Origin of the sequence: Flavobacterium anhuiense, assembly GCF_001705175.1 — a bacterium.
Lineage (GTDB): Bacteria > Bacteroidota > Bacteroidia > Flavobacteriales > Flavobacteriaceae > Flavobacterium > Flavobacterium anhuiense.
Map to the genome: position 1 here is coordinate 420,899 of NZ_CP016907.1, position 25,342 is coordinate 446,240.

Below are 25,342 nucleotides of genomic sequence, written 5' to 3' on the forward strand. Positions count from 1 at the left end.
CAATACAATATCTTAAAATGCTGTTTTCATAATAAATCAAAAATTATGACCTAGTTCTTTTTTACAATTCATCTTCTAGCCTAAATCTAAATTTAAGCACCACACTATTTCGTTCAACCTCGATATTAATCCAAATATCATCTTCCGATTTTAAAAGATTATTAATCTGTTGGAGAGTATATTTATACGGCTGTGTCTTATTAATACTGATAATAATGTCACCTTTTAGCAGTCCGCATTTTTCAGCTGCAGAATTCTTACGCACGTTTACAATTTCATAAACAGGCTTTAGAGCAAATTTATATTTAAAATTATTGCTGTTCTTCTCTTTTTCCTGCAATTCATCCATCGAGGAAGCAACTCGCACGGTTTCTAAATGCACTGTTTCCTGTACCCACTGAAGTCCATTGTGCTGAACCGTGATTCCACTTTTATTGTAGGTAAAAGGTTCTCCAAATTTGCTATTCTTTTTCAGGTAGAGTTTTTTCCCTTTATAATCCAAAACCAAAGTAAATCGTTTTAAAACTTCGCCACCAACAGATCCAATACGTCCTGGGACCATCTTAACGTTCCGAATGGAGGCAGAATCAGGAAAAGAAACGATTGGTTTTTTAAAATCAAATTCGTCAATCGAAAATTTATCAATTTTAGCACGATGCCCTTCAATATCCCCGCTAAATCCTTTTCCTAAAAAATCTGGAAAATTTTTATTTGGGAGTTTGATTTTATCATTCTCAAAAACCCAGAAAGCATCACTATTTCCAATATCAATTAGAAGCTTTGCCGGAATTTCTTCATTATTGACCGTTGCTGTTGTCATGATATAGGGTTTTGATTTTTCTACTGTTATCGGAACCATTCTAAACTTTTTATTTAGCCTTTCCTCAAACTTATTATTCTTCGCATGAACTATTATTTTCCTTTTCTGGTAATTAACTTCTACATAGTTATTTCGAAAGAATTTATGGCCGATAATTCCATTGACAGGAATTCCGATATGAGAAGACAAATTGAAGCTTTGGTCTAAAATAATAAAGACCATATGATCATTGGATTTCAGACCATGCGTTTCCAAAATATTCTTTGTCGATTTCAAGCCTTCTATTTCTTCCTCGCTTCCTAAACCGCGGAGTTTAATTTTTTCCACATTATTAAAACTGACTTCCTGCTTTTCTTCCATACTAAACAGAATCGTTTCTTCGACACCAGAATCTAAAAGAAAGTTAAGCTCAACTCCATTTACTTTTATCGGAATAAAAACAAGATTATTTATCAATTTAAAAGGAATTGTGGCCTTTGTTGCATTGTTTTCCAATAAAAAATCGCCTTGTCCAAAAAGCAAAAAAGGTAAGAATAACCCAAAAAACAATACTATATATTTTTTCATTGACAATATTTTATTATAAAATTAGTAAATATATTTATTATTGTTACATTTTTGCAAGTACCCGTATTGTTTACGTTAAATTGGAAAAAAAAATGCAAATTTGCACTTCAATAATTTATACTCATGCCGACAATTTCACACAAGGGAAGAAACATGCCCGAATCTCCGATACGCAAGCTGGCTCCTTTTGCTGATTTAGCAAAGAAAAAAGGACACAAGGTGTATCACTTAAACATTGGTCAACCGGATATCAAGACACCGGAAGTGGCCATCGAGGCGGTAAAAAATATTGATTTGAGTATTATAGAATACAGTCCGTCTGCCGGATATGAAAGCTATAGAAAAAAATTAGCTCATTTTTACCAGCGCCAAAATGTAAACGTTAACACAGAAGACATCATTGTAACTACTGGTGGTTCTGAAGCCTTACTTTTTGCACTGGCCACAATTACAGATCCTGGAGATGAAATCATTATCCCGGAACCTTTTTATGCTAATTATCATGCGTTTGCTTCTTCTACAAGTGCAACTGTAGTGCCTCTTGTTTCTACTATTGAAACTGGTTTTGCTTTGCCAAGTATTGACGAAGTTGAAAAACTAATAACACCAAGAACAAAAGCCATTCTGATTTGCAACCCTGGAAATCCGACTGGATATTTATACTCTGAAGCCGAAATTAAACAATTGGCTCATTTAATTAAAAAACACGATTTATACTTAATCGCTGATGAAGTGTACCGTGAATTTTTATATGATGGAGATGATGTTCATTTTTCTGTAATGAATCTAGAAGATGTACAGCAAAATGTAATCATGGTTGATTCTGTTTCTAAACGCTACAGTATGTGCGGAGCAAGAATTGGCTGTCTGGTGACAAAAAACAAAGACGTCTTGGCAACCGTAATGAAGTTTGCTCAAGCGCGTTTAAGTCCGCCAACTATTGAGCAGATTGCTTGCGAAGCTGCTATAGACACTCCGCAGAGTTATTTTGATGAAGTAATTGGTGAATACAAAGAACGTCGCAATACCTTAATTGCCGAATTAAACAAGATTGAAGGTGTTGTGGTAACAAAACCAAAAGGCGCTTTTTATTGTATTGCCGAACTTCCGATAGAAGATTCAGACGATTTTGCACAATGGCTTCTTGAAAGTTATGATTTAAATGGCGAAACGGTAATGATTGCTCCTGCAAAAGGTTTCTATTCGACACCTGGAATGGGACTAAATCAGGTTCGTATTGCTTATGTGTTGAACAAAAAAGATTTGATTACTGCTGTAAATATCTTAAAGGAAGCTTTACTGGTTTACAACAACAGATAATCAATTCATTATAATCGATTTAAAAAGACAATAACGTTCTTCGTTGTTGTCTTTTTTGTTTTTAATAACAATATTTCTCTTTAAAATTTAAATTATATCCAAAAAGTAGTAATTAAATCCTAAAAACCATAGAAAAGGTTTCCTATTTATTAATTATCTTTACCGCCTTAAAAAGATATACCACATATAATAGTAGTTCTTAATGATAAATAACGAAGATTTTTTAGACGAAATAGGTGACAGTCATTTCAGCAGTAATGCCAAAAACCCTCTAAGAGCGGATGCTTTTGATATCACTGATGAAGAAAAAATAGAAAAAATTAAAAAAGATGTCGAAAACATCCTGCAAACATTAGGAATGGATTTGACAGATGACAGCATTAAAGGAACTCCAAACCGAGTTGCAAAGATGTTTGTAAAAGAAATTTTTGGAGGTCTTAACCCAGCAAAACAGCCAAAAGCTTCTACTTTTGACAATAATTATAAATATGGCGAGATGCTTGTAGAAAAAAACATCACGGTTTATTCTACTTGCGAACACCACTTACTGCCAATTATCGGGCGTGCTCACGTTGCTTACATCTCAAGCGGACGCGTTATTGGTTTATCAAAAATGAACCGTATCGTAGAGTATTATGCAAAAAGACCTCAAGTACAAGAGCGTCTAACTATGCAGATTGTTCAAGAGCTTCAAAAAGCTTTAGGAACAGAAGATGTAGCCTGCGTTATTGATGCAAAACACCTTTGCGTAAACTCTCGCGGAATTAAAGATATCGAAAGCAGCACAGTAACTTCTGAGTTCGGAGGAAAATTCAAAGAGCCACAAACAAAAAGAGAATTTTTAGATTATATTAAGCTAGACACTCAGTTCTAAATTATTTGGGTTAACCGTTTATTTGTTTAATCGTTTAATCGTTTAATCGAAAAAGAGTTAAACAAATAAACGGTTAAACGATTAAATCAAAAAAAACATGTACATTTTTTCTTTTGAGAAACTTGAAGTGTGGCAAAATGCAAGAATGTTCATTTTGGATATTTATAAATTGACTAGTAAATTTCCATCAAATGAATTATTCGGAATAGCATCTCAAATAAAAAGAAGTGCATCTTCGATTGCAACAAATATTGCTGAAGGAACTTCAAGAAATACAAGTAAGGACAAAGCTCATTTTTTAACGATTTCTTATTCATCTGCAATGGAAACTTTAAATCATTTAATCATTTCAAAAGATTTAAATTATGTTTCAGAAACAGATTATGTAGCATCAAGAGAAAAAATTGAAAAAATTTGTAATCAAATAAATAATCTAAAAAAATATTATCTTTCACAACAATAAATCCGACAATCCGAATTAAACAAAATTAACGGTTAAACGGCTAAACGATTAAACGATTAAACAAAAATACTATGCCACTATATAGCAGTCAGCCTTTAAAAATATACAATTCGCTTTCTGGCGAAAAAGAAGATTTCAAACCAATCCATGAAGGAAACGTTGGAATGTATGTTTGTGGACCTACCGTATATAGTAATGTTCACTTAGGAAACGTGAGAACTTTTATGTCTTTTGATGTAATCTTCAGGTATTTTCTGCATTTAGATTATAAAGTTCGTTATGTTCGAAATATTACCGATGTTGGACATATCGTAGACGATGTGGATGAAGGTGAAGATAAAATTGCTAAAAAAGCGCGTTTGGAGCAATTGGAACCAATGGAAGTAGTACAGCGCTATACTGTAGATTTCCACAACATTCTAAAAGCTTTCAACTTTTTGCCTCCAAGCATCGAGCCTACAGCAACAGGGCATATTATTGAGCAAATTGAAATTATTAAAAAAATTATCGATAAAGGCATCGCTTATGTGGCAAACGGATCGGTATATTTTGATGTTGTAAAATATAACGAGACTAATAATTACGGTATTTTAAGCGGCAGAAATATCGATGATATGCTGGCAAACACACGTGATCTTGACGGGCAATCTGACAAGAGAAATCCTCAAGATTTTGCGCTTTGGAAAAAAGCAGAGCCGGAACATATCATGAGATGGCCTTCACCTTGGAGTGATGGTTTCCCTGGATGGCACTTAGAGTGTACTGCCATGAGCACCAAATATCTTGGGAATCATTTTGACATTCACGGAGGCGGAATGGATTTAAAATTCCCTCACCACGAGTGTGAAATCGCTCAAAATGAAGCTTGCACGGGTCAGGCGCCAGTAAATTACTGGATGCATGCGAACATGCTTACTTTAAACGGAAAGAAAATGGCAAAATCGACTGGAAACAATATTCTTCCAGGCGAAATTCTTAGCGGAGACAACAACATCTTAAGCAAACCATTCTCTGCTTCTGTAACTCGTTTTTTCATGCTTCAAGCACATTACAGAAGCATCTTAGATTTTTCTGACGATGCTATTGTTGCGGCCGAAAAAGGATATAAAAGATTGATGGAAGCACTAGATGCTTTACCAAATATTACTGCAGGAAATTCTAGTTCAATAGATTTTGCTGCTTGGAAACAGCTTTGCTACGATGCAATGAATGATGATTTCAACACGCCAATTTTAATCGCGCAGCTGTTTGAAGCCGTTCGCTACATCAATTTATTAAAAGATGGCAAAGAAACGATTTCTGCTGATGATTTAGCCGATTTCAAAAAAGCCGTAAATGCTTTTGTTTTTGACGTTTTAGGACTCAATGATGACAAAGCTGCTGATGGCGATAGCGATAAACTGGAAGGTGTAGTAAACATGCTTATCGAAATGAGAAATCAAGCGAGAGCAGATAAAAACTTTGCGCTTTCTGACCAAATTCGCGATCAATTAATTGCTTTGGGAATTCAGCTTAAAGACGGAAAAGAAGGAACTACTTTTAGCATTCAATAAAAAAGTATTCAATATTAGTTTTTAGTGTTTCATTCATTCTGAACACTAAAAACTGAGTATTGAACACCAACTAAACGATACAAGAAAAATATGTTTTCAAAAATTCTGATATATCCGTTTGTATTGTTAGTCCGCTTTTATCAGACTGCCATTTCACCGTTTACACCGGCTTCTTGCAGATTTGAGCCAACTTGTTCGACATATATGATTCAGGCATTGCAAATTCATGGATTGTTTTATGGCGGATTTTTAGGCGTCAAGCGCATTTTAAGCTGTCACCCTTGGGGAAGAAGCGGTTACGATCCTGTACCAGAAAAGAAATGCAACCACAAACATTAACTTTTTAGGAAACGGTACTTTACATTAAATATTTATTTTTACAGCTATATAAAAACATTTATACATGACACACGCCTTAAATTTAGTTTGGAATCCTTCTGAGGGAATCAACTTAGGATTTTTTATGATTCGCTATTACAGCTTAATGTTTGTAATTGCTTTTGGTTTAGGATGGTTCCTAATGAAAAAGATGTTCGAAAGAGAAAACGAATCGATTGAAAAACTAGATTCTCTATTTGTTTGGACAGTTTTAGCCACTTTAATAGGCGCTCGTTTAGGTCATGTTTTCTTTTACGATTGGGAATATTTCAGAAATCATTTGCTTGAAATTTTCCTGCCGTTTAAATTTGAGCCTGAATTCCAATTTACAGGTTTCCAGGGATTAGCGAGTCATGGTGCAGCAATTGCGATTATTGTTGCGATGTATTACTACAGCAAAAAAATTCTAAAACGTCCATTGTTATGGATTTTAGACCGAGTTGTAATTCCTGTTGCAAGCGGTGCTATTTTTGTACGTTTAGGGAATTTCTTTAATTCAGAAATTATTGGTCACGAAACTACTTCCGCATTCGGAATCCGTTTTCTTCATGATAAATTCAGTAAAGCTGAAGCAGTTCAAAAAACGGGAATAGCCGATCCAAAAGAAGCTTATAACGCAATAGCTTCAGATCCAAGATTTGCTAATTTGCTAGCAGAAGTTCCTTCAAGACATCCTACTCAGCTTTACGAAGCAATCTGTTACGTTTTTGTTTTTGCTATTTTATACTTTTTATACTGGAAAACAAATGCAAGACTTAAATCTGGTCTATTATTCGGATTGTTTTTAGTTCTTTTATTTGTTGTGCGTTTCATCGTAGAGTTTGTAAAAGAAAGCCAAGGTGGTTTTGAGAGTGAATTAGGCTTGTTTTCGACAGGACAATGGCTAAGCATACCATTTATCATTATCGGGCTTTTCTTTGTTATTAGAGCACAAAGAAATCCTTTAGCAGAATCATAAAATATAACTCCTTTTAATAAAAATGCCCAATATTTGAGATATTGGGCATTTTCTTTTTATAGCTTTAATTTACATCCAAATATGGATTTAAAGTTTCAGCTAGTTCATTGAGCCAATAGAAACTGTCTCTTAATTTGTTTTCTTGCTGGATGTTTTCTTGTTCGCTCATCACGTTTAGTGCGAGAGCAAAATTGACCTGTCTTAATGCTTTCGCCATAGACTGCGCGTCAATTCTATCGTTGAAGAAATTCATCAGCCTGATTTCGGCTTCTTTTGAAAGGGTTTTGGAACTCATAATCTTAACTTTTAGGGAAATATAAAACCCGCGTAGGTTAGGTGTCCTACGCAGTTAAGAACGCGTTGCAGTTGTTTCCAATACCGCCACCATACCACACGGGCAAACTTTTTTTCTGTGATCATAATTCTTAATTTTTAGGAAGTGCAAATATATTAAAAAAGACTAGTTTTAATAAGTAGGAAAAGTAATCTTTTTTCTTTTTTTAATTAGCTTCATTTACATAGGCAAACCAATACTACCATTTTTAGTATCATCGAATAATTTTTTAAAATCAGGAATGTTGTAGTAGTTACTTCTTTTGAATTCTTCTTCAAATTTTTCATCATTTAATTTTGGGAAAAAGGTATAAACATAACCTTGGTCAATACTTTGAGTGAATTTTGTTGCATAATAACAATATAGCGCATAGATTTTTGCCTTATCCCTGAAATTTGCATCCTCAACTTTTGGTAGTTCTGTTTTTCCTCGTAGATAAAGAAGATAGTTTTCCTTGCTTTTGTTATCAGCTTTGGTCATAACTTCAAAAATCTCTTTATGGAGAATGTATCTGTTATTACAAGTTTTGGTAAATAATAATTTGTCAAATTCATCATCATTTAGGTTTCGGTCTAAAACCCATTTTAGTAAATCTTTGTCTTGAACATAACCGAAAACTTTTACAAGTGATTCTAAAAAGTATTCATCATTGAATTTTAGCCATACCAAACTTGCTTTGTTATCATTGAATAGATATTTGTTGCGGTTGATTAAAGTTTGAATATTTTTTTGTCTCTTTTGCGATAAATCTGATATATCTTTCCACTTTGTGATAGTAACTTTATCATTCTCCTTTGTCCTGATTTCTGACGGTATATTATTTTCAAAGTCAATTAAATAAGGAAATTCCTTTTGATAATCTATGATTTCAGGAATAGCGTATAATTCAGTAATGAAGTTGTGTTTTTTTATTATGTATATTAGATATGGCTTAATATCGATTGAATTATCATTTCTATAAAAATTCATTGTTTTAGAACATTTTTCTTCAAAATTTATACATAATGTAGATTTACTTGAAGCAGGGTCAATTAATCGACCAAAGATTTTATAAATTCTATCATTAAAATTCTGCTCGTCAATTTTTGAAAAACTATTTTTCTTTAATATTTTATCTAAAAAAAGAATTGAATAATCTAGATCATTATTCGTGTAAGAATAGGTTTCTATATCAAAAGAGTTTTCGTACAAACCAGTCGAACCCTTTGACAGCTGATTTTCTAATATTTTTTCATTCATTGTTTGTTCCTTTTTAATCTGTGAATCTTTTATTTTATTCTTATTTTTTTTGCAATTAGTTGTTAAAAAAAGAAGGAAGATTATAATTATTATTTTATTTCTCATATTTAAAGATTATCTTGATTTTTCATAATTTAATTCTTCTCCATCTGAGGATAGCTTAGGCAATATTTTTTCTTCATCAGAAGGCATATAATTCTTTGGCTTAATTAACCAAAACTTTGTACCTAATCCTTTTTTTGAAACTGGATTTGTACATATAGTTCTTTTTCCTTTTCCATCGCCTTTTTTTCCATCTGATTGATTTCCTCCTAAATAAATTAAGTTTTCCCCATTTTTTGAAATACCAGCTAAAAATGCGACATGAGAATATGAAAAAACAATTACAGTACCTGGAAAGGCATCTTCAATATTCGTGATCAATTCCCCATCTTGCCATCCGTCCAGATTTGATCTTTTTTCTTTTGCCAAAGTAGGGGGAAGCCAATCTAATGCCGCTTCATTTTTAATAGGGTTTGTATTTTTATATTCACTAACTTGGGAAAAGCACCAGTTTACAAACGCCGCACACCAAAATGTCTCATTGGTTCCTGCAGGGTAACTGCTTTTATCAAAATAAGTGTAGATTTTTTCCTTTAATGGGGATTCGGTTTGTCTAATACCTCCAAAATCTTTTAATTCCTTAATTGCATATGGATACCAAGGCGCTGTTCCATCACTCTTTTTGGGTTCTTCCTCTTCAACATTCTCACATACTCCCTTAAATAGATACTTTGCTCCAGGATTATAATGTTCTTTTTTTAATTCTAACATAACATCTGCAACTGTAGTTTTTCCATTAATAAATCCCCAACGGTCTTCAAAACGTTGTCTGGTATAAACCCATTTCTTTCTTTGTGTATGTTCTTCGCCTTTCATAAAAGACGGGTTGGAAGCATAGCCGTATTTTGTTACCCAAGGTTCAATACCAATATTAATCCCCCTTTGCTTAGCGCTTGTTTGGCTTCCATCGCCATCTGGTACCGATATGCTTTCGTCGAAAAGAACATAATCAGGATTATTTCCATTTCCTACAGCATTGGGTTTTTAAACATGCAAATACAAGTCTACCATGTTTGATATTTCTTTCTTTGAAGCAAAATAGTCGTGAACATAATCCATTTGCTGTATGAAAGTCATTTTTTTTAAAGCAGATCTCGTTGTGCCTAATTTTTTGGCTGAAGCATCACTGAATTGTATTAAACCAGAATAGTCAGCTCCATTGTCAGCGTAAGGCTTAAACATGTTTTTCTCACCCGTTTCAAGATGCATAATAGCCATTAGTTCACTTGCTTTGTCTTTCTTTTTATCCTCTCCCCAAAGTTTTGCGCATACTTCTAGAACTTTTTTGCGTTCGTCGCAGGTTAATTTATTGCTCCAATAGAAATTATTTTCTTTACAAACACAGTTTGTTTTATTTTTATCTACCCAATGCCCACCAATATTAACAGTCAAGTAGCTATTAATCTTTTCAATAAATGGATCTTTCCAGATTTCTTTTTTTACATCAACTTTCTGTTCCTGATAATCATGCGCTTTTCTATCAGCTTTTGCTATTCCTCTGGTTTCTTTTTTAGAAGGACCTTTTGTTCTGCGGGAGATGGTTTTTGAGTTTCAGATGGTTTTGAAGCGGTGTAAATTTGATATTTGGGACACATAAATTATCTAAAATGACATTCAAACGTGATTGCTTTTCTCTATGTTGTAAAACTTCTATTGAAAAGACTCCGCTTTTATCTTAGTTTTATAAACATATCCTTTTTTGCCTTCCTTGGTTTGTACCAACCACCAATCTCCTGAATTATCCAATACTTGAACTTCAGAACCAGTGCTTATTTTTTGAAGAATTTCAGAAGATGTATTTTTCTCTTTTCTCAGATTTGTATAGCCGTCTGAATCGTTTATTTTATATTTAGAGTTATAACTTAAAGAATTTGAATATTCATGTTCAAGATAATTTTTTAACCTTTCAAAACCATAATAATTATTATTCTGTAAAACTTTTATATAATCTGGGTTTTCATCCAAATCCTCATCTACAATCCCTGTTATCCCTGACAAAATAATTTCATTTAATAAGAAAGCAATTTGATAATCACTTTTTTGAAAGTCATTTGGCTTTTTTCTGATTTCTTGGATTAAGTCTGAAAAATTAGAATAAACATCAGCTCCAACAACAACACCATAGTCTGTTGAAATTTCATTATTAAATTTTATTTCCCTTAATTTCTTAACCATCTTTTCACGTAATTTCAATTTGGTTTCATGATCTTGAAACAGAAGTTCAATAAGTACTGATTTACTTTCAAAATTAGTACGGCTAAAAACAAATTTTAATATGTCATTGTTTTCAGTAAATCCATAAACACTTACCAAATCATCCAATAGATATGGATGTCTTAATTTCAACCAAGCTAAAGCTGGGTTGTCATCATAAAATATAAATTTATTGTAATTACTAATTAATTGACCATCTATTTCTTCCCCGTCAGAATTTTCCACATATATTAAATTATAATCCTTAATAACAACAACAGGAAACATATCATTTTCTAAAACAATAATATTTGTATAATCTTTGATATCCCAATTATAATAGAATTTAATCTTATCGTAGAATGTATTTGTATCTGGTACCTTATAACCATACTTATTTACTTCAGATCTTATTCTTTCCTTATTGTCAGTAATAAATTTTTCAAAATTTATATTCATACCTCCATCATTAAAAATATTGAATGATGAAATTTTTTCGTTTGTTTGCCTATTCATTTTTTTATTTTTTTCATGTTGTCCATTGCAAGAAGCAGATAAAATAATTAGTGAAATACTAATATATTTCATTTTGTTTTTTATAATATTCCAGTCCATTTCGTATCTCCTATTTCTGTATTATCCCATTTTTCTTCTTTTACAGACCTCTGTTCTACAATAATCCTTACAGGTCGCTCATCATTTAGTGGTAAGTCTTCTAATTTCGAAAGCAATTCTTCTACTAATTTTGTATCTTGACCAGTTACCGTAGTCAAACAACCAATAGAATATTTTGGACTATATTGATGAATAGCAATACCTGCTCTTATTCCATGTGGTCCATTAATGGATGCAGATTTACCATCATCACTCAGATATATTTTGTATTTTTGACCATCAGATTTAGGGATTAAATAATATTCTCCAGGTGGAGTTTCATTATTTTTTCCGTATCTCATATTAGAATGCTTCCCATATTTGGTTTTATCACCATGTGCATCTCTTGATAGAAAAATAGAATAATCTTCAACAGGTAATTTATTTTCAGTTTTTTGTTTCTTGTATGTCTCTAGCGACATATTAAAATAAATATTAGTTTTATAAACAACCCAATCTTGGATTTTTTTTGAACCCTCACCAGAAACAACTACAACAGTTCCTATATCTAGATTTGAAAAAGTACCTGCTTTACAATCACTAAGCTTTAATATATCATTAGCTTTTTTGAAAAATCTTTGCCTCTCTTTCAAACCATCAGCGATCGCATTAATTTTTAAAGAAACTTTTTCAACAGCTTTTGCATTATTTTCATTTGCAAGAGAATTTATATTATTCTTGCCCCAATAAGCCAATGCACTAGTTATAGCATCTTTTGGATTATTTTTCAATTTGTATGGGTTGTCTCCATCTGTCCAATCTACATCAGGTTCATTATCATCCTTCATATGAGTATTGAAATATCTTTCTAGATTTTGATAATTCTCCTTCCACGTAATCTGTTTAAAGCCTTTCCCACTATACAACCATCCATCTCCTGTGTTTATGTGTAATCTGCCTAGCGGGTGTGTGTGTCCATATATTGCATTAGCCAATTCAATTTGTTGATTTAAAGTTAGCCCAGGCGTAGGTAATCGATTAATTCTTCCTAACCTTTTCGCCTCGGTTTCTTTTTCAAGACGTGTTCTAAATTGATTAAAATATGATGAGAATTTACCTATAAGCTTCTCCCAATACCAATTAAAGTTTTCCTGCAAACTGTAAAATTTACTTTCTTGAGAAATTTGAGCTAAAAAGTGAGCCTTTCGTATACAAGTATTTATGCCAACTTTTTTACGATATATATTTAAATAAGGAAGAGCGGCTCTTATCATGGTTTCATCCTCAACTAGACAATTGTTTCTTTTGTCTACACAAATCTTTTTAATTTCATCAAGTGTAATATCTTTATCACAATTTGGGCAATCACTTTTTTTCTGATGCCAAATTGAATCCCCAACATCAACCATTAACAGACTATTTATAAATTCCTGTTGCGGGTCGTAATTAACGGTAGGTTTTACATCTATTTTCTGCTCCAGATAATCATTCGCTTTTCTATCTGCTTTTGCTATTCCTCTGGTTTCTTTTTTAGAAGGTCCTTTTTGTTGTGCGGGAGATGTTTTTTTAGTTTCGTTTTCAGATGGTTTAGAAGCAGAAGTTTTGGAAAGTATATCTACTTTATAATCTGGATTAATTACATTAATATCTTGGGTAGGTTTCGAAACTTTTTTGTAAAACTCTGCTGTCACATAATATTCATGAAATGCGCCTTCGTTAGACTCATTGGGTGACGTTTTTGCATTGGCAAGCCAAACTTTGCTGGGGTCAAAAGTAAATTTGACATCGGCTATTCCATTTAATACATTGGCTTCTTTTGTTTCAATACTAATATCAGAAAGGTCTTTTTTGCCTCCGTCATTTTCCCATAAAGTAACGTTTATGCGAAATTTTTCCATGTTCAGACAATGCACGCGAGCTGTAATCGTTTCGCCGTAGCTAAATAGTTTAGTAGGCTTTTTTCCAAGGTTGTCCAAAATTTCTACATGCAGTATCTTGCTTTCTGCATTTTCTTTTGTTTTTATATCCAGAACTGCTTTTTCGCCATTGGCATCAACTAGCATCCTGATTCCTTTTCGTTTAAGGCTAGGTTGGGTAAATGTATACTCTACGGTTGCACCGGTCTTATTGTTTTTGGTCATTTTTACCCATTCTTTTCCCAATAATATCCAGACACTCCATTTAATATTTTCGTCAGGTATATTTTGCAGTGGTTCCATGAAATTTGATGGAGCAGAATTGCCAAAAAAATCATGTATAGAGTAATATTCTTGTATCCCTATCACAGGATTGGCATTGCCATATATCTTTACTTTGCTCATAATTTTATACTATTTAATAACAATCAGAAAGCTGTTCTTCTAATTCATCTGGATTTAACAAAGGATTAATCTGCTTTAAGACATCGCGATCTGCTTTTTGCATCTGCTGGCTTCCTAACTCGGCTATTTGTCCATGTTTAAAAATTTCTATGCATTTTGGTCCGCCTATAGGACATCCCGCTTTGCTGTCTTCTATCAAAATCTTGCCTTGATTGCTCAATGTTACTTTCTCGTAAGGATCGTCCCACAAGGTTATGGTCGCCATGCAGGGTTTATTACCACTTGAAGTAGGCTGTAAAGTGCATTTGCCAAAAGTGCCACTCTTTAAGGTTTGATTGATATCTTTGGTTGTAGCTATCAATTTTTTATTGGCTCCTTTGTCGTTGGCAAAATGTTTTTTTTGAGATTTTACTACTAAAATATCCGTGGCACTTGGGTCTTCACTAAACTTGCATTTGCAGGTTGCGCCATCTACAACAACATATTTCTCCATAATCTTAATTTTTTATTATTCTACTAAAAGTGACATCCTACTATCTACAGTAATTTTGCTCTCGTCTAAATTTTTAACTTCAACTGTAATTTTTCGTTTCATATCAATTAAATCACATTCCAAATGCAGTTCTTCTATGAGATAATTATTAGGATTCAAAAAATATTGAGCTTGGTAATATTCTTCGACATTTTTGTCTTCAGATTTTCCGCTTTGGGTTATTTCAATCTGATTTAGATCGTTGAGATAAGGATTCACCTTTTCAGAAATTAAAAACTCCAAATCTTCGGTTTGGGCAATTACAGGAAAATATAATTTTCGTTCCGTTTCAAAACTTTGAGTGTAGGCTCTGTGTATTCCGTTAAAATAAGCCCTCAAGAACCAGTTTCCAGATAGAAGTTTTACCAATAAGCTGTTATCTTCAATTGCACTTTCAATATTTTTAGTGAGCTGGGCAAAAGTTTTCCCATCAAACAATTCCCTAATGCTGTATTTTTGTTTTTCCCAGCGTTCTTTTAGTTTGTCATAACTATTTAAATCTATCCATTTGCCGTATTTATTTACAACTATTCGTAAAGGAAACAGAAGTTCTGAAGTCTTTTCTGCGACCGTATATACTCTTGTATCAATTGGTTCTCCGTCTATTAATAGTTCTGAAGTTTTACTTATTTCAATAAAATGATAATTGTCTTGTTGGGTATCAGGTTTCAATCTTAATAGGCTGAAATTTTGTTCAAGAGTCTGTTTTTTTCCTTCCTTTTCAATTGTGTACAAAACCGAATAGTTACGATTGAGTTCAAAAGGGTTAAAAGGAAGGACATTATCTTGACTTACAAATAAAACGGGTTCTTTCTCCTTTTCTTTATCATCTTCTTTTTTCATATGCTATCCATTTATTTTATAGGTCCTTCTTCATCAGGCTCTTTTAATTCATTAATCTTTTTCTGTTCTGAATCTTCATTGTGCGAATCAGTGTTGTATATTTTAGCATCGGGTATTTTCTTTATTTCTGGAGGAGCATTTTTCTCCGTTTTACGCTCACATACTATTACTGAGTTTTCCTTGATTAAATTGGATTCCATATCGTATAAAGCATCTATGTATTTTGTTTTTTCATACCATTTGGATTGAGGATAGAAAACCCAATTGTAATTTTGTTTATTTGGCATCATTACTTCAATCTGATTTTCTGGATTACTTTGGTTATATCCATTTACTGCAAGAAAAAACAAACGCCCAAATTTGACGCCTACAGGTGCTTTTGCTCGTATAGAAATATATTTTTCATCACTGTATTCTTTTTTTATTAAGAGTGTAATCAATAAAATGCCATTCATTTCATTGCTCTTAATTGTTTTATAAAACTTATCAGGTGTCCATGTAGTTATTTTTTTTGGGGGTATAAGCATCATAAAACAAAACGCTTTATCAATCGCAGTGGGAACTACGAATAGTATAAAATGGCCACACATTATAAAAGTAAAATTTATGCCGTTTAAGGCTGTATAAATAATAGCAAACAGCAGGCTTGAGTATAATGGGGCAACAGATGCGAAAAGGAGTTCTACAACAAAACTCTTTTGCTTGAATTCCTGAAAATAATTACGATAAATCCAAACATGAAAAACCCCAAACACTAAAGATACTATCTGATAAAAAAGAAGTTCTTGACTAAGGTTTGTAAATCGCTTATTATGACCTAAAAATGCAATAAGCGCATAAATCAATGCCAATATCAAAGCATAGGCATAGAATTTCTTTTTATACTCTTTTGCAAAGTCTTTTATTTTATCGCTAATAAGTAAGGTAAGGATACTACTAAGCGCAATTATCACAATTAAATATATTATGATATTGACATCAATAAGATTTACTAAGTACTTTTTAATCATTTCAGTAATATTTAAGCACTAATGTAATCTTTTTATTTCATTTTAAACCAAAAATATATTATTTTTCTTTCATTTAAGAATTTTTATTTAATAAAAAAAAGGACTATGTCCTTGAGTGTTTTTTACAATTAATTATTATTTCATAAAATCATTACAAAATATATAATTTTAAACCAAATCCTTTACAATTGATACGAGATACCAAATTCGATATTCTTCGTATTATATCCAGCATTACTGCTTCCTAAACCTGCATTTGAAACGTGCCTTAAGCTTGGACGAATATCAAACTGCATTTTATTATAACCAACCGTAAAACCAAGCGCTAAAACATCGGCAAAAGCAAATCCTTTAGACATTCTTTCTGTTTCTGTATCTGTAATAAGAGGTCCAACACTTCCTAAAACATAAAACGAACACACTTTACCGATAGGTTTACGAACTAGAAAACCACAATTAATCACATATTCGCGAACATCCTTTAGACGCGTATATTCATCTCTTTTTTGCTGATAATTTGGCGTTTCAGGCTTAACAAAATAGAAATTCAATAATTGGTGTTTTCCAAAATTGATTTCAGGTTGAATTAAAACTTCGTATTCAAAATTTTTAGTCTCTTTTATCTTGTAATAGAGTTGCGCCTTATAAAAATGATTTTCAAAAGTATAATCAGTATTACTAAATTCACTTCCGAATCCATAACTCAAACCTAATCTATAATTACTGCTTTTCTCTTGTGCTTGAAGCTGAAAAGCAACAAATAAAGCAATTATAAAAAATCTTAGTTTTTGAATCATAATTTGTTTTGGATTGGCAGATGCAAACATAAAAAAAAGATCCAGTTTTCACTGGATCTTTCTATTTAATTAAAATAAGGTTTTTAATTATGCCTTATTGTGTTTGTCTTCGATTGTGTGTTTCTCATCACTTGAAATCGTGTCAACCAATACTGGTGTAGCGATAAATAATGAAGAGTAAGTACCAACGATAATACCGATCAACATTGCAAAGATAAATCCTCTGATAGATTCTCCACCGAAAATAAACATCGTTAATAATACGATAATCATCATTAATGAAGTATTCAATGTTCTAGATAATGTAGTATTAATAGAAGCGTTTACAATATCTTCAAAGCTACCTTTACGGTTTCCTATGATAAACTCTCTTACCCTGTCAAATACAATTACTGTATCGTTCATAGAATAACCAATTACAGTTAAGATCGCAGCGATAAAGTGCTGATCCATTTCCATGTGGAATGGCATGAATTTGTAGCATAATGAATAAATTCCTAATACGAAGATTACGTCGTGAGCAACAGCTGCAATCGCACCTAATGAATACTGCCATTTACGGAAAGATACCATTAAGTATAAGAAAATAACTGCCATCGCACCAAGAACTGCCCAGTAAGAGTTAGTTTTAATATCTTCAGAGATAGAAGCACCTACTTTAGAAGCTTGTAATACTCCAACTCTCTTACCATCAAATGAGTTGATGAATTTATCGTAAGTTGTATTTGGGAAATACTTCTGTAAAGCAGCATATAATTTTTGGTTTACTTCCTCATCAATAGCAACACCGTCTTCTTTAATTTTATATTTAGTAGTGATTTTCAATTGATCATCATCACCTAAAATTTTAGCCTCAACCGGAGTACCGAAAGCTGCAGACAATTCGTCTGAAACTGCAGTAGCATCAACTGGTTTTTCAAATTTAACTTGGAAAGTTCTTCCTCCAACAAAATCAACACCTTCATCTAATCCGTTAACGAAGAAGATAGATACTAAACTTACTACTGTTACAATAGAAGAAAAGATATAAGTGAACTTTTTGATTTTGATGAAATCAAAGTGGAAGTTTGTAAACCAGTTTTTAGTAATACTTGTAGAGAAAGTCAAATCTGCTTTTCCTGCAATATTTCTGTCAATGAAAATTCTAGCAATAAAGATAGAAGTAAACAATGAAGTTACGATACCAATTAATAATGTTAATGCGAAACCTTTAATAGGACCTGTTCCGAAAATAAACAAGATAGCTCCAGTTAAAACGTGAGTAACGTTAGCATCAATAATAGAACGCATTGCACCATGCCATCCGTAAGAAGCTGTAACTGCTTCAGAAAGAGATTTTCCTTCACGCAATTCCTCTTTCGCTCTTTCGTAGATAATAATGTTCGCATCTACCGCAGTACCTAATGTAAGTACGATACCTGCAATACCTGGTAATGTCAATACAAAACCAAAACTTGCCATAATTCCGAATAAGAATAGTAAGTTTAACAATAAAGCAAGGTTTGCATACCAACCAGCTTTACCATAATAGAATACCATCCAAACGCAAACTAATAAGAAACCTAATACAGAAGAGATTGTACCTGCATCAATAGCCGCTTGTCCTAAAGATGGACCTACAACAGTTGATTGAATAATATCTGCAGAAGCTGGTAATTTACCTGCATTTAATACGTTAGCTAAATCTTTTGTTTCAGCGACATCAAATGAACCTGTAATCTCAGATCTTCCTCCAGCAATAGGACCGCTTGTTACACCTGGAGCAGAATATACGATATCATCTAATACAATAGCAATGTAGCTTTTTTGAGCAAATGCTCTTCCTGTCAATTCTTCCCAAACTTTAGCACCTTGGCTGTTCATCTGCATAGAAACTGCAGGTTTACCCATTTGGTCAAAAGTATCTTTTGCATCAGTTACAACACCACCGCTCATAGCTGGCGCATTGTCTCTGTTTCCTTTTAAAGCATACAATTCTACAACTTCAACATCTGCTGCAGTTTTTGGATCTTTTGCTTTAGGATCTTTTATAGTTGTTGGCTTACTCCATACAAATTTAGCGTAGTGCTGATCAGCAGCCAATAAAACTCTAATTTCTGGTCTTTTAAAATATTCATTGATAGAAGCAGTATCTTTAGGTGCAAAATAACCTAAAACTGGTCCGCCACCATTACCAATCATTTTATCAAACAAAGGATTGTTTCCTTTTTTAACATCTGAAGAATCTTTAGCATCTGTTAATAATGCATTTAATGAATCTTTAGCAACAGTTTTAGTTTCAGTCTTTTTAACTTCAGTTTTCTTTAAAGCTTCGTTTGCCGATACTAAGAAATTACCGATTTCTTCAATTTTGAAAGTTTCCCAAAACTCTAATTGAGCTTTTCCTCCTAATAATTTTTTAATTCTATCAACATCCTTAGCACCTGGAAGCTCAACTAAGATTCTTCCTGTTTCTCCCAATTTTTGGATGTTTGGCTGAGTAACACCAAATTTGTCGATACGCTCTCTTAATACTTTAAAAGCGCTTTCTACAGACTCATCAACTTTTCTTTTGATAACTTTTTGAACTTGCGCGTCAGACATTTGAAAGTCTACTCCACCTTCTCCTTGAAGGCTTCTGTTAGCGAAAATATCTGGAGATGCTAATTTTACAGTTCCTTTTGAATTTGCTTCAAAAGCTTCAAAAAACTTATTTAAATATGTTTTGTTTCCTTCTAAATTTGCAGATGCATCAGCTAATGATTTATTAAAAACTGGATTTTTAGAATTATTAGCCAAACCTTTTAATACATCTTTAATAGAAATTTGAAGAATTACGTTGATTCCTCCTTCTAAGTCAAGACCTTTATTAAGCTGTTTGTTTTTCACTTCGTTATAAGTGAAATCAGTAAAACCAAGATTTAATACTTTTTCTTTACCAATAGAATCTAAATATTTCAGCTCTTTATCAGGGTTATCTCCTGCAAAAGCTTTAGCTTCACTTTTGACACTATTTGCCACAAAAGTGAAGGATAGTTGGTAAATACTTACCAATGCAAATAGAATTGCGAAAAATTTAATAAGTCCTTTATTCTGCATTATTACTAAAAATTAATTATGTTTTATTTTTGATTTTGTTTTAAAGTCCCATAAAATAAGCCCTGACATTATTTTTTAAAACAAAAAAACGAGATCACGAATTACCAATTTTTTTTTAAACCGAGCAAATATATAATTAACGAAAATATTAACCAATTTATTTATTAATTAATCTCAAAAAAAAAGCTGCAAAAGTGCAGCTTCTTTTCTTTTTTGCCGTTTTTATTATACTAAAATCGTTTTTAGGGCATCATTCATACTACGAACTGCATCTGCACTTTTAGCAAATAATGCTTTTTCCTGATCGTTTAATTTAATATCAACTATCTCTTCTACTCCGTTTTTACCAATTATGCATGGCACACCGATACAAATATCATTCTGCCCATATTCTCCTTCTACAAAAACAGAACATGCAATCATTTTTTTCTGATCGTTTAAAATGCTATCTACCACATAAGCTACAGAAGCCCCTGGAGCGTACCAAGCTGAAGTGCCTAAAAGTCCAGTAAGAGTAGCTCCTCCAACCATAGTATCTGCTGCAACTTTCTGCAATACTTCTTCTGAAAGGAACTGTGATACTGGAATTCCATTATAAGAAGCTAAACGTGTTAACGGAATCATAGTGGTATCTCCATGACCTCCAATTACCATTGCCGAAATATCATTTGCAGGTTTATCCAAAGCTAATGAAAGGTAAGTTCTAAAACGAGAACTATCTAAAGCACCGCCCATTCCTATTATTCTATTTTTCGGAAGACCTGTAGCTTTCAAAGCCAAATACGTCATCGTATCCATCGGATTGGAAACTACGACAATTATAGTATTAGGAGAATATTTTAGTACATTTTCGGCAACTGTTTTTACAATTCCTGCATTAATACCTATTAATTCTTCTCTTGTCATTCCTGGTTTTCTCGGAATTCCTGATGTAATTACTACTACATCGCTTCCCGCGGTTTTAGAATAATCGTTGGTAACTCCCGAAACTCTGGTATTAAAACCTGTGTTTGTGGCACACTGTGTAATATCCAGCGCCTTCCCCTCTGCAAAACCTTCTTTAATATCCAACAATACTACTTCGCTTGCAATTCCTCTATAAGAAATGACATCTGCACAGGTAGCTCCAACATTTCCTGCTCCTACAATGGTAACTTTCATATTTTTTACTTTATCGGTTATTAATTATGTCTATTCTCTAAAAAGACAATTCGTTTAATTGTCTAGTAAATTTAAACAATTAAACGAATTGAAATTATTAATTTTTCATTTTATGCGTCGATATTTGCGTAAACTGCATTTTTCTCGATAAACTCTCTACGAGGAGGCACTTCATCCCCCATCAGCATAGAGAAAACTTGATCAGCTTCTGCAAGACTTTCAATATTAACCTGACGTAATGTTCTGAAATTCGGATCCATTGTAGTTTCCCATAATTGCTCCGCGTTCATCTCTCCAAGACCTTTATAACGTTGGATAGAAGCACTTCCTCCCATTCTTTCGTTAGCTTGATCACGCTGAACATCATTCCAAGCGTATTCTTTTTTGTTTCCTTTTTTAACTAAATATAAAGGTGGCGCTGCGATATATACGTGACCTTCCTCAATAAGCTCTTTCATAAAACGGAAGAAGAACGTTAATATTAAGGTAGAAATGTGGCTACCATCGACATCGGCATCACACATGATGATTACCTTATGATATCTAAGTTTTTCAAGATTTAACGCTTTACTATCTTCAGCAGTTCCAACCGTTACTCCTAATGCAGTAAAGATATTTCTAATCTCTTCGTTTTCGAACACTTTATGGTGCATCGCTTTTTCAACGTTCAAGATCTTACCACGCAATGGCAGAATCGCCTGAAAGTTACGATCACGTCCTTGTTTTGCTGTTCCACCAGCCGAATCTCCCTCGACAAGGTAAACTTCACATCTTGCTGGATCTTGCTCAGAACAGTCTGATAATTTCCCTGGCAATCCGCCGCCTCCCATAACAGTTTTTCGCTGTACCATTTCACGCGCTTTTTTGGCTGCGTGACGTGCCTGAGCCGCTAAGATTACTTTTTGGATAATTACTTTTGCATCATTTGGATTTTCCTCCAAATAATTTTCAAGCATTTCTCCAACTGCCTGAGAAACTGGAGAAACAACCTCTCTGTTTCCAAGTTTAGTTTTAGTTTGTCCTTCGAACTGAGGTTCTGCAACTTTTACCGAAATAATAGCTGTTAATCCTTCACGGAAATCATCTCCTGATATTTCGAATTTCAATTTATCCAACATTCCAGAAGCATCGGCATATTTTTTAAGCGTTCTTGTCAAACCACTTCTAAAACCTTGCAAATGCGTTCCTCCTTCGTGCGTATTGATATTGTTTACATAAGAAAAAATATTCTCCGTATAACTTGTATTATAGATCAAAGCAACCTCAACTGGAATTTCACCTTTTTCGTGATCCATACTGATTACGTGAGAAATAATTGGCTCACGGTTTCCATCTAAATAACGGATATATTCTTTTAATCCTTCATCTGAATGAAAAACTTCGCTTCTAAATTCTCCTTTTTCATCAACTTCTCTCTTATCTGTAAAGGTAATTGTGATTCCTTTATTCAAGAAAGAAAGTTCACGCATACGAGCTGAAAGCGTATCGTATGAAAACTCAGTAGTCTGCTGAAAAATAGTATCATCTGGGAAGAAAGTCTGGCGCGTACCTCTTTTCTCTGTTTCACCGATTTGTTTTACAGGATATAAGGCTTTTCCTCTTTCGTATTCCTGCTCATAAATTTTACCTTCTCTAAATACAGTAGATTTCATGTGAACAGAAAGGGCGTTTACTACAGAAACCCCAACCCCGTGCAAACCTCCTGAAACTTTATATGAATCTTTGTCGAATTTACCTCCGGCACCAATTTTTGTCATTACAACCTCAAGTGCAGAAACACCTTCTTTTTTATGCAAATCAACTGGAATACCACGTCCGTTATCTTCAACTGTAACAGAACCATCTTCGTTTATTGAGACACTAATGGTGTCGCAATGCCCTCCCATTGCCTCATCAATAGAGTTATCAACAACCTCATAAACTAAATGATGCAGTCCTCGAACCCCTACATCTCCAATATACATCGATGGACGCATTCTTACGTGCTCCATTCCCTCTAATGCCTGAATACTATCTGCTGAATAATTGTTCTTCTTGATTTCTTCGCTCATATAATTTATTCTAAAAAATGTATTTACTGTCTAACACGCAAATATATAAAAACGCGAGCTATATACCCAGTAAATTACAACTTAAAGCACCTAAGTTATTAACACAATCGTCTGAAAAACCTAAAAATAAGTCCAAAAATGAATTTAAATTCGAAATTTTTGAAAATCCCAAAATTTTAAATGTCAAATTCTATTTTTGAAATCTGAAATATCGAATCAAAATTTTAAAATCCGCTTAAAACATTAAAATAAAAAACCGAAATCACATTAAAATGTTTTTCGGTTTTTCTATATCAGTCCCAACTTGGAATTTGGAATTTATTTTATTGATTTTTCCTTTTTTTTGGAATTTGGAATTTAAGAAATTGGAATTTTCCACTTTTAAGCAATAACAGTAGTTTTTACAGTTTCAAAATTACCATTTAAGTGTGCAGCATTTGCCCTTCCGCTTGGATCGAGATTTTCCTGCCATTTTGGTATCCATTTTCGAACAGTTTGCGCTGCACTGACCTGCGGATAGAATTTATGGAAAATCGATCTGTATAAATACGCTTCTTTAGTCGTTGGCGAATTGTACGGAAACTCAAGACTTGCTCCCGCCAATTGCTCATCTGTAACCTGCGAAGCGCAATATTCGATCAACTCATCAACCCAACTATATCCTACACCATCAGAAAATTGCTCTTTCTGACGCCATAAAACTTCTGAAGGCAAATAAGTATCTTCTGTATCAAAAGCTTTTCTTAAAATATATTTTTCAACGCCATCATACGTTTTTGGCTGTTTTTCTTCTGTTTTAATTCGAATCGCAACATCTAAAAATTCGGTATCCAAAAACGGAATTCGCACTTCTAAACCATTTGCCATTGTCGTTTTATCTGCACGTAGCAAATCGGCTGTAAACAGCTTCTGCACTCGTTCTATCGTTTCATCCTGAAATTCTTCTTCCGAAGGCGCATTTCTAAAATACAAATGTCCACCAAAAACCTCATCAGCTCCCTCGCCAGACAAGATTACTTTTATTCCTTGATCAGCGATAGCTTTAGAAAGCAAATACATTGGCACACCAGATCTTACCGAAATAATATCGTAAGTTTCGATATGATAAATTACTTTTTCTAAGGCTTTCACTCCTTCTTCTACAGAAAAATGAATTTCGTGATGTTCTGTCCCCAAAAATGCAGCTGCTTTTCTTGCCACAACATTATCTGGAGCATCAGCATCTAATCCAATAGAAAAAGAGTGCAGCTTTTCACCTTTTTCTTTTAGCAATCTGGAAGTTATAGCTGAAATTAATGAAGTATCTAAACCTCCTGACAGCACAACACCCAAAGGCACTTCGGCCAATAAACGTTTGCGTGTTGCCTGAATTAAGCTTTCGCGAATTAACTCTAAATCTAGTGGCTGAGTTGCATTTTTATGGTCTTCGTATTCTGGACGATAGTATTTTACAAAACCAGTTTTTGCTGTATAATAATGTCCTGGAGGAAAAGTAGAAAACGATTTGCATTGGTCTGCAATAGATTTCATTTCTGACGAAAAATAAATTCGTCCTCTTTCATCCAAACCATAATACAAAGGTTTTACCCCAATCGGGTCACGGCCAGCAATATATTTATCTCCATCGATCACCACAAAAGCAAAATCTCCATCTAATTTATTGCAGAAATCATATCCAAATTCTTCATACAGATGTACAATCACTTCTGAATCTGATTCTGTTCTAAAAGTATGGTGCTTTAATACCGTATTTTTAAGTTCTTTATAATTATAAATTTCCCCATCATGCACCATCCAAGCTTTATTAGTTCCTTGAATTGGCTGTTTCCCCGAATTAAGATCAATAATCGATAGGCTTTCATGACAAAGTATACTGCCATTTTCCATGATATGTATATCGCTCTCGTCAGGTCCGCGATGAGACATTCTTTCTGAAAGTTCTTTTACAAGTTTCGGGTCTTTTCCTTTTCCAATTACGGCCAATAATCCAGACATAATACTTCTATTTTATTTATTTACATTCAGTTTTTAGGCTAACTGAACATTAAAAAATCATTAAAATTTTTCATACAAAGCAAAACTAAATATTAAATTTTGCTTTTTGCTATTAAATTCTTAAAATACAATAGCATTTAACGTTTTTTTATGGGGTTT

Annotated in this window: 21 protein-coding genes; 6 read left to right on the plus strand and 15 right to left on the minus strand. The window is 33.2% G+C overall.

Annotated elements, in window-relative coordinates:
- Positions 1 to 61: 61 nt before the first annotated feature.
- Positions 62 to 1,387: a PDZ domain-containing protein gene (locus tag BB050_RS01770; RefSeq protein ID WP_008462288.1), complete on the minus strand. Its 1,326-nt coding sequence runs from the start codon at positions 1,385 to 1,387 to the stop codon at positions 62 to 64.
- 123 nt (positions 1,388 to 1,510) lie between these two features.
- Between BB050_RS01770 and BB050_RS01775 the strand changes: the two genes are divergently transcribed.
- From BB050_RS01775 to lgt, 6 genes are all read left to right on the plus strand, one after another.
- Positions 1,511 to 2,707, plus strand: a complete 1,197-nt coding sequence (locus BB050_RS01775; RefSeq protein WP_066032378.1) for a pyridoxal phosphate-dependent aminotransferase — start codon at positions 1,511 to 1,513, stop codon at positions 2,705 to 2,707.
- Positions 2,708 to 2,909: 202 nt separating this feature from the next.
- Positions 2,910 to 3,581, plus strand: a complete 672-nt coding sequence (gene folE, locus BB050_RS01780) for a GTP cyclohydrolase I FolE (protein ID WP_066032379.1) — start codon at positions 2,910 to 2,912, stop codon at positions 3,579 to 3,581.
- Positions 3,582 to 3,678: 97 nt separating this feature from the next.
- Positions 3,679 to 4,044, plus strand: coding sequence for a four helix bundle protein (locus BB050_RS01785; RefSeq protein ID WP_066032380.1), 366 nt, complete (start codon positions 3,679 to 3,681; stop codon positions 4,042 to 4,044).
- Between the two features lie 71 nt (positions 4,045 to 4,115).
- A complete protein-coding gene (cysS, locus tag BB050_RS01790) occupies positions 4,116 to 5,597 on the plus strand; it encodes a cysteine--tRNA ligase (RefSeq protein ID WP_066032381.1) in 1,482 nt (493 codons plus the stop codon).
- A 90-nt stretch (positions 5,598 to 5,687) separates the two neighbouring features.
- Entirely contained in the window at positions 5,688 to 5,936 is a 249-nt protein-coding gene (gene yidD / locus BB050_RS01795; RefSeq protein ID WP_066032382.1) for a membrane protein insertion efficiency factor YidD, read from the plus strand.
- 64 nt (positions 5,937 to 6,000) lie between these two features.
- The gene (lgt, locus tag BB050_RS01800) at positions 6,001 to 6,933 is read left to right on the plus strand and encodes a prolipoprotein diacylglyceryl transferase (RefSeq protein ID WP_066032383.1); all 933 of its coding nucleotides are present in this window, start codon (positions 6,001 to 6,003) and stop codon (positions 6,931 to 6,933) included.
- 64 nt (positions 6,934 to 6,997) lie between these two features.
- On the opposite strand, the gene BB050_RS01805 is transcribed toward lgt, so the two are convergent.
- The 14 genes from BB050_RS01805 to asnB all read right to left on the minus strand — a co-directional run bounded on the left by BB050_RS01805 (position 6,998) and on the right by asnB (position 25,183).
- A complete protein-coding gene (locus BB050_RS01805) occupies positions 6,998 to 7,228 on the minus strand; it encodes a hypothetical protein (RefSeq protein WP_066032384.1) in 231 nt (76 codons plus the stop codon).
- Positions 7,229 to 7,447: 219 nt separating this feature from the next.
- Positions 7,448 to 8,506 carry a hypothetical protein gene (locus BB050_RS01810; RefSeq protein ID WP_123906983.1) on the minus strand — a complete coding sequence of 353 codons (1,059 nt, stop codon included), beginning with the start codon at positions 8,504 to 8,506 and terminating at the stop codon, positions 7,448 to 7,450.
- A 114-nt stretch (positions 8,507 to 8,620) separates the two neighbouring features.
- Positions 8,621 to 9,424 (minus strand): C40 family peptidase, encoded by an 804-nt coding sequence (locus tag BB050_RS01815; RefSeq protein ID WP_066032386.1) that lies wholly within the window; start codon positions 9,422 to 9,424, stop codon positions 8,621 to 8,623.
- A gap of 168 nt (positions 9,425 to 9,592) precedes the next feature.
- Positions 9,593 to 10,000 carry a hypothetical protein gene (locus BB050_RS01820; protein WP_066032387.1) on the minus strand — a complete coding sequence of 136 codons (408 nt, stop codon included), beginning with the start codon at positions 9,998 to 10,000 and terminating at the stop codon, positions 9,593 to 9,595.
- A gap of 258 nt (positions 10,001 to 10,258) precedes the next feature.
- On the minus strand, positions 10,259 to 11,416 hold the full coding sequence (locus BB050_RS01825) for an SH3 domain-containing protein (RefSeq protein WP_066032388.1): 1,158 nt from the start codon (positions 11,414 to 11,416) through the stop codon (positions 10,259 to 10,261).
- Positions 11,398 to 13,716 carry a glycoside hydrolase family 19 protein gene (locus BB050_RS21965; RefSeq protein ID WP_066032389.1) on the minus strand — a complete coding sequence of 773 codons (2,319 nt, stop codon included), beginning with the start codon at positions 13,714 to 13,716 and terminating at the stop codon, positions 11,398 to 11,400. Before BB050_RS21965 ends, BB050_RS01825 begins: the two co-directional genes overlap by 19 nt.
- 13 nt (positions 13,717 to 13,729) lie before the next feature.
- Positions 13,730 to 14,209, minus strand: coding sequence for a DUF4280 domain-containing protein (locus tag BB050_RS01835; RefSeq protein WP_066032390.1), 480 nt, complete (start codon positions 14,207 to 14,209; stop codon positions 13,730 to 13,732).
- 15 nt (positions 14,210 to 14,224) lie between these two features.
- Positions 14,225 to 15,091 carry a hypothetical protein gene (locus BB050_RS01840; RefSeq protein ID WP_066032391.1) on the minus strand — a complete coding sequence of 289 codons (867 nt, stop codon included), beginning with the start codon at positions 15,089 to 15,091 and terminating at the stop codon, positions 14,225 to 14,227.
- 11 nt (positions 15,092 to 15,102) lie between these two features.
- Positions 15,103 to 16,101: a TssN family type VI secretion system protein gene (locus tag BB050_RS01845; RefSeq protein WP_066032392.1), complete on the minus strand. Its 999-nt coding sequence runs from the start codon at positions 16,099 to 16,101 to the stop codon at positions 15,103 to 15,105.
- Positions 16,102 to 16,283: 182 nt separating this feature from the next.
- Entirely contained in the window at positions 16,284 to 16,898 is a 615-nt protein-coding gene (locus BB050_RS01850) for an acyloxyacyl hydrolase (RefSeq protein ID WP_066035076.1), read from the minus strand.
- Positions 16,899 to 16,985: 87 nt separating this feature from the next.
- The gene (gene secDF, locus BB050_RS01855) at positions 16,986 to 19,976 is read right to left on the minus strand and encodes a protein translocase subunit SecDF (protein WP_008462262.1); all 2,991 of its coding nucleotides are present in this window, start codon (positions 19,974 to 19,976) and stop codon (positions 16,986 to 16,988) included.
- 225 nt (positions 19,977 to 20,201) lie between these two features.
- Entirely contained in the window at positions 20,202 to 21,137 is a 936-nt protein-coding gene (gene mdh, locus BB050_RS01860; RefSeq protein ID WP_066032393.1) for a malate dehydrogenase, read from the minus strand.
- A 110-nt stretch (positions 21,138 to 21,247) separates the two neighbouring features.
- Positions 21,248 to 23,188: a DNA topoisomerase (ATP-hydrolyzing) subunit B gene (gene gyrB / locus BB050_RS01865; protein ID WP_008462259.1), complete on the minus strand. Its 1,941-nt coding sequence runs from the start codon at positions 23,186 to 23,188 to the stop codon at positions 21,248 to 21,250.
- 381 nt (positions 23,189 to 23,569) lie between these two features.
- Positions 23,570 to 25,183, minus strand: coding sequence for an asparagine synthase B (gene asnB, locus BB050_RS01875; protein WP_008462257.1), 1,614 nt, complete (start codon positions 25,181 to 25,183; stop codon positions 23,570 to 23,572).
- Positions 25,184 to 25,342 lie beyond the last annotated feature (159 nt).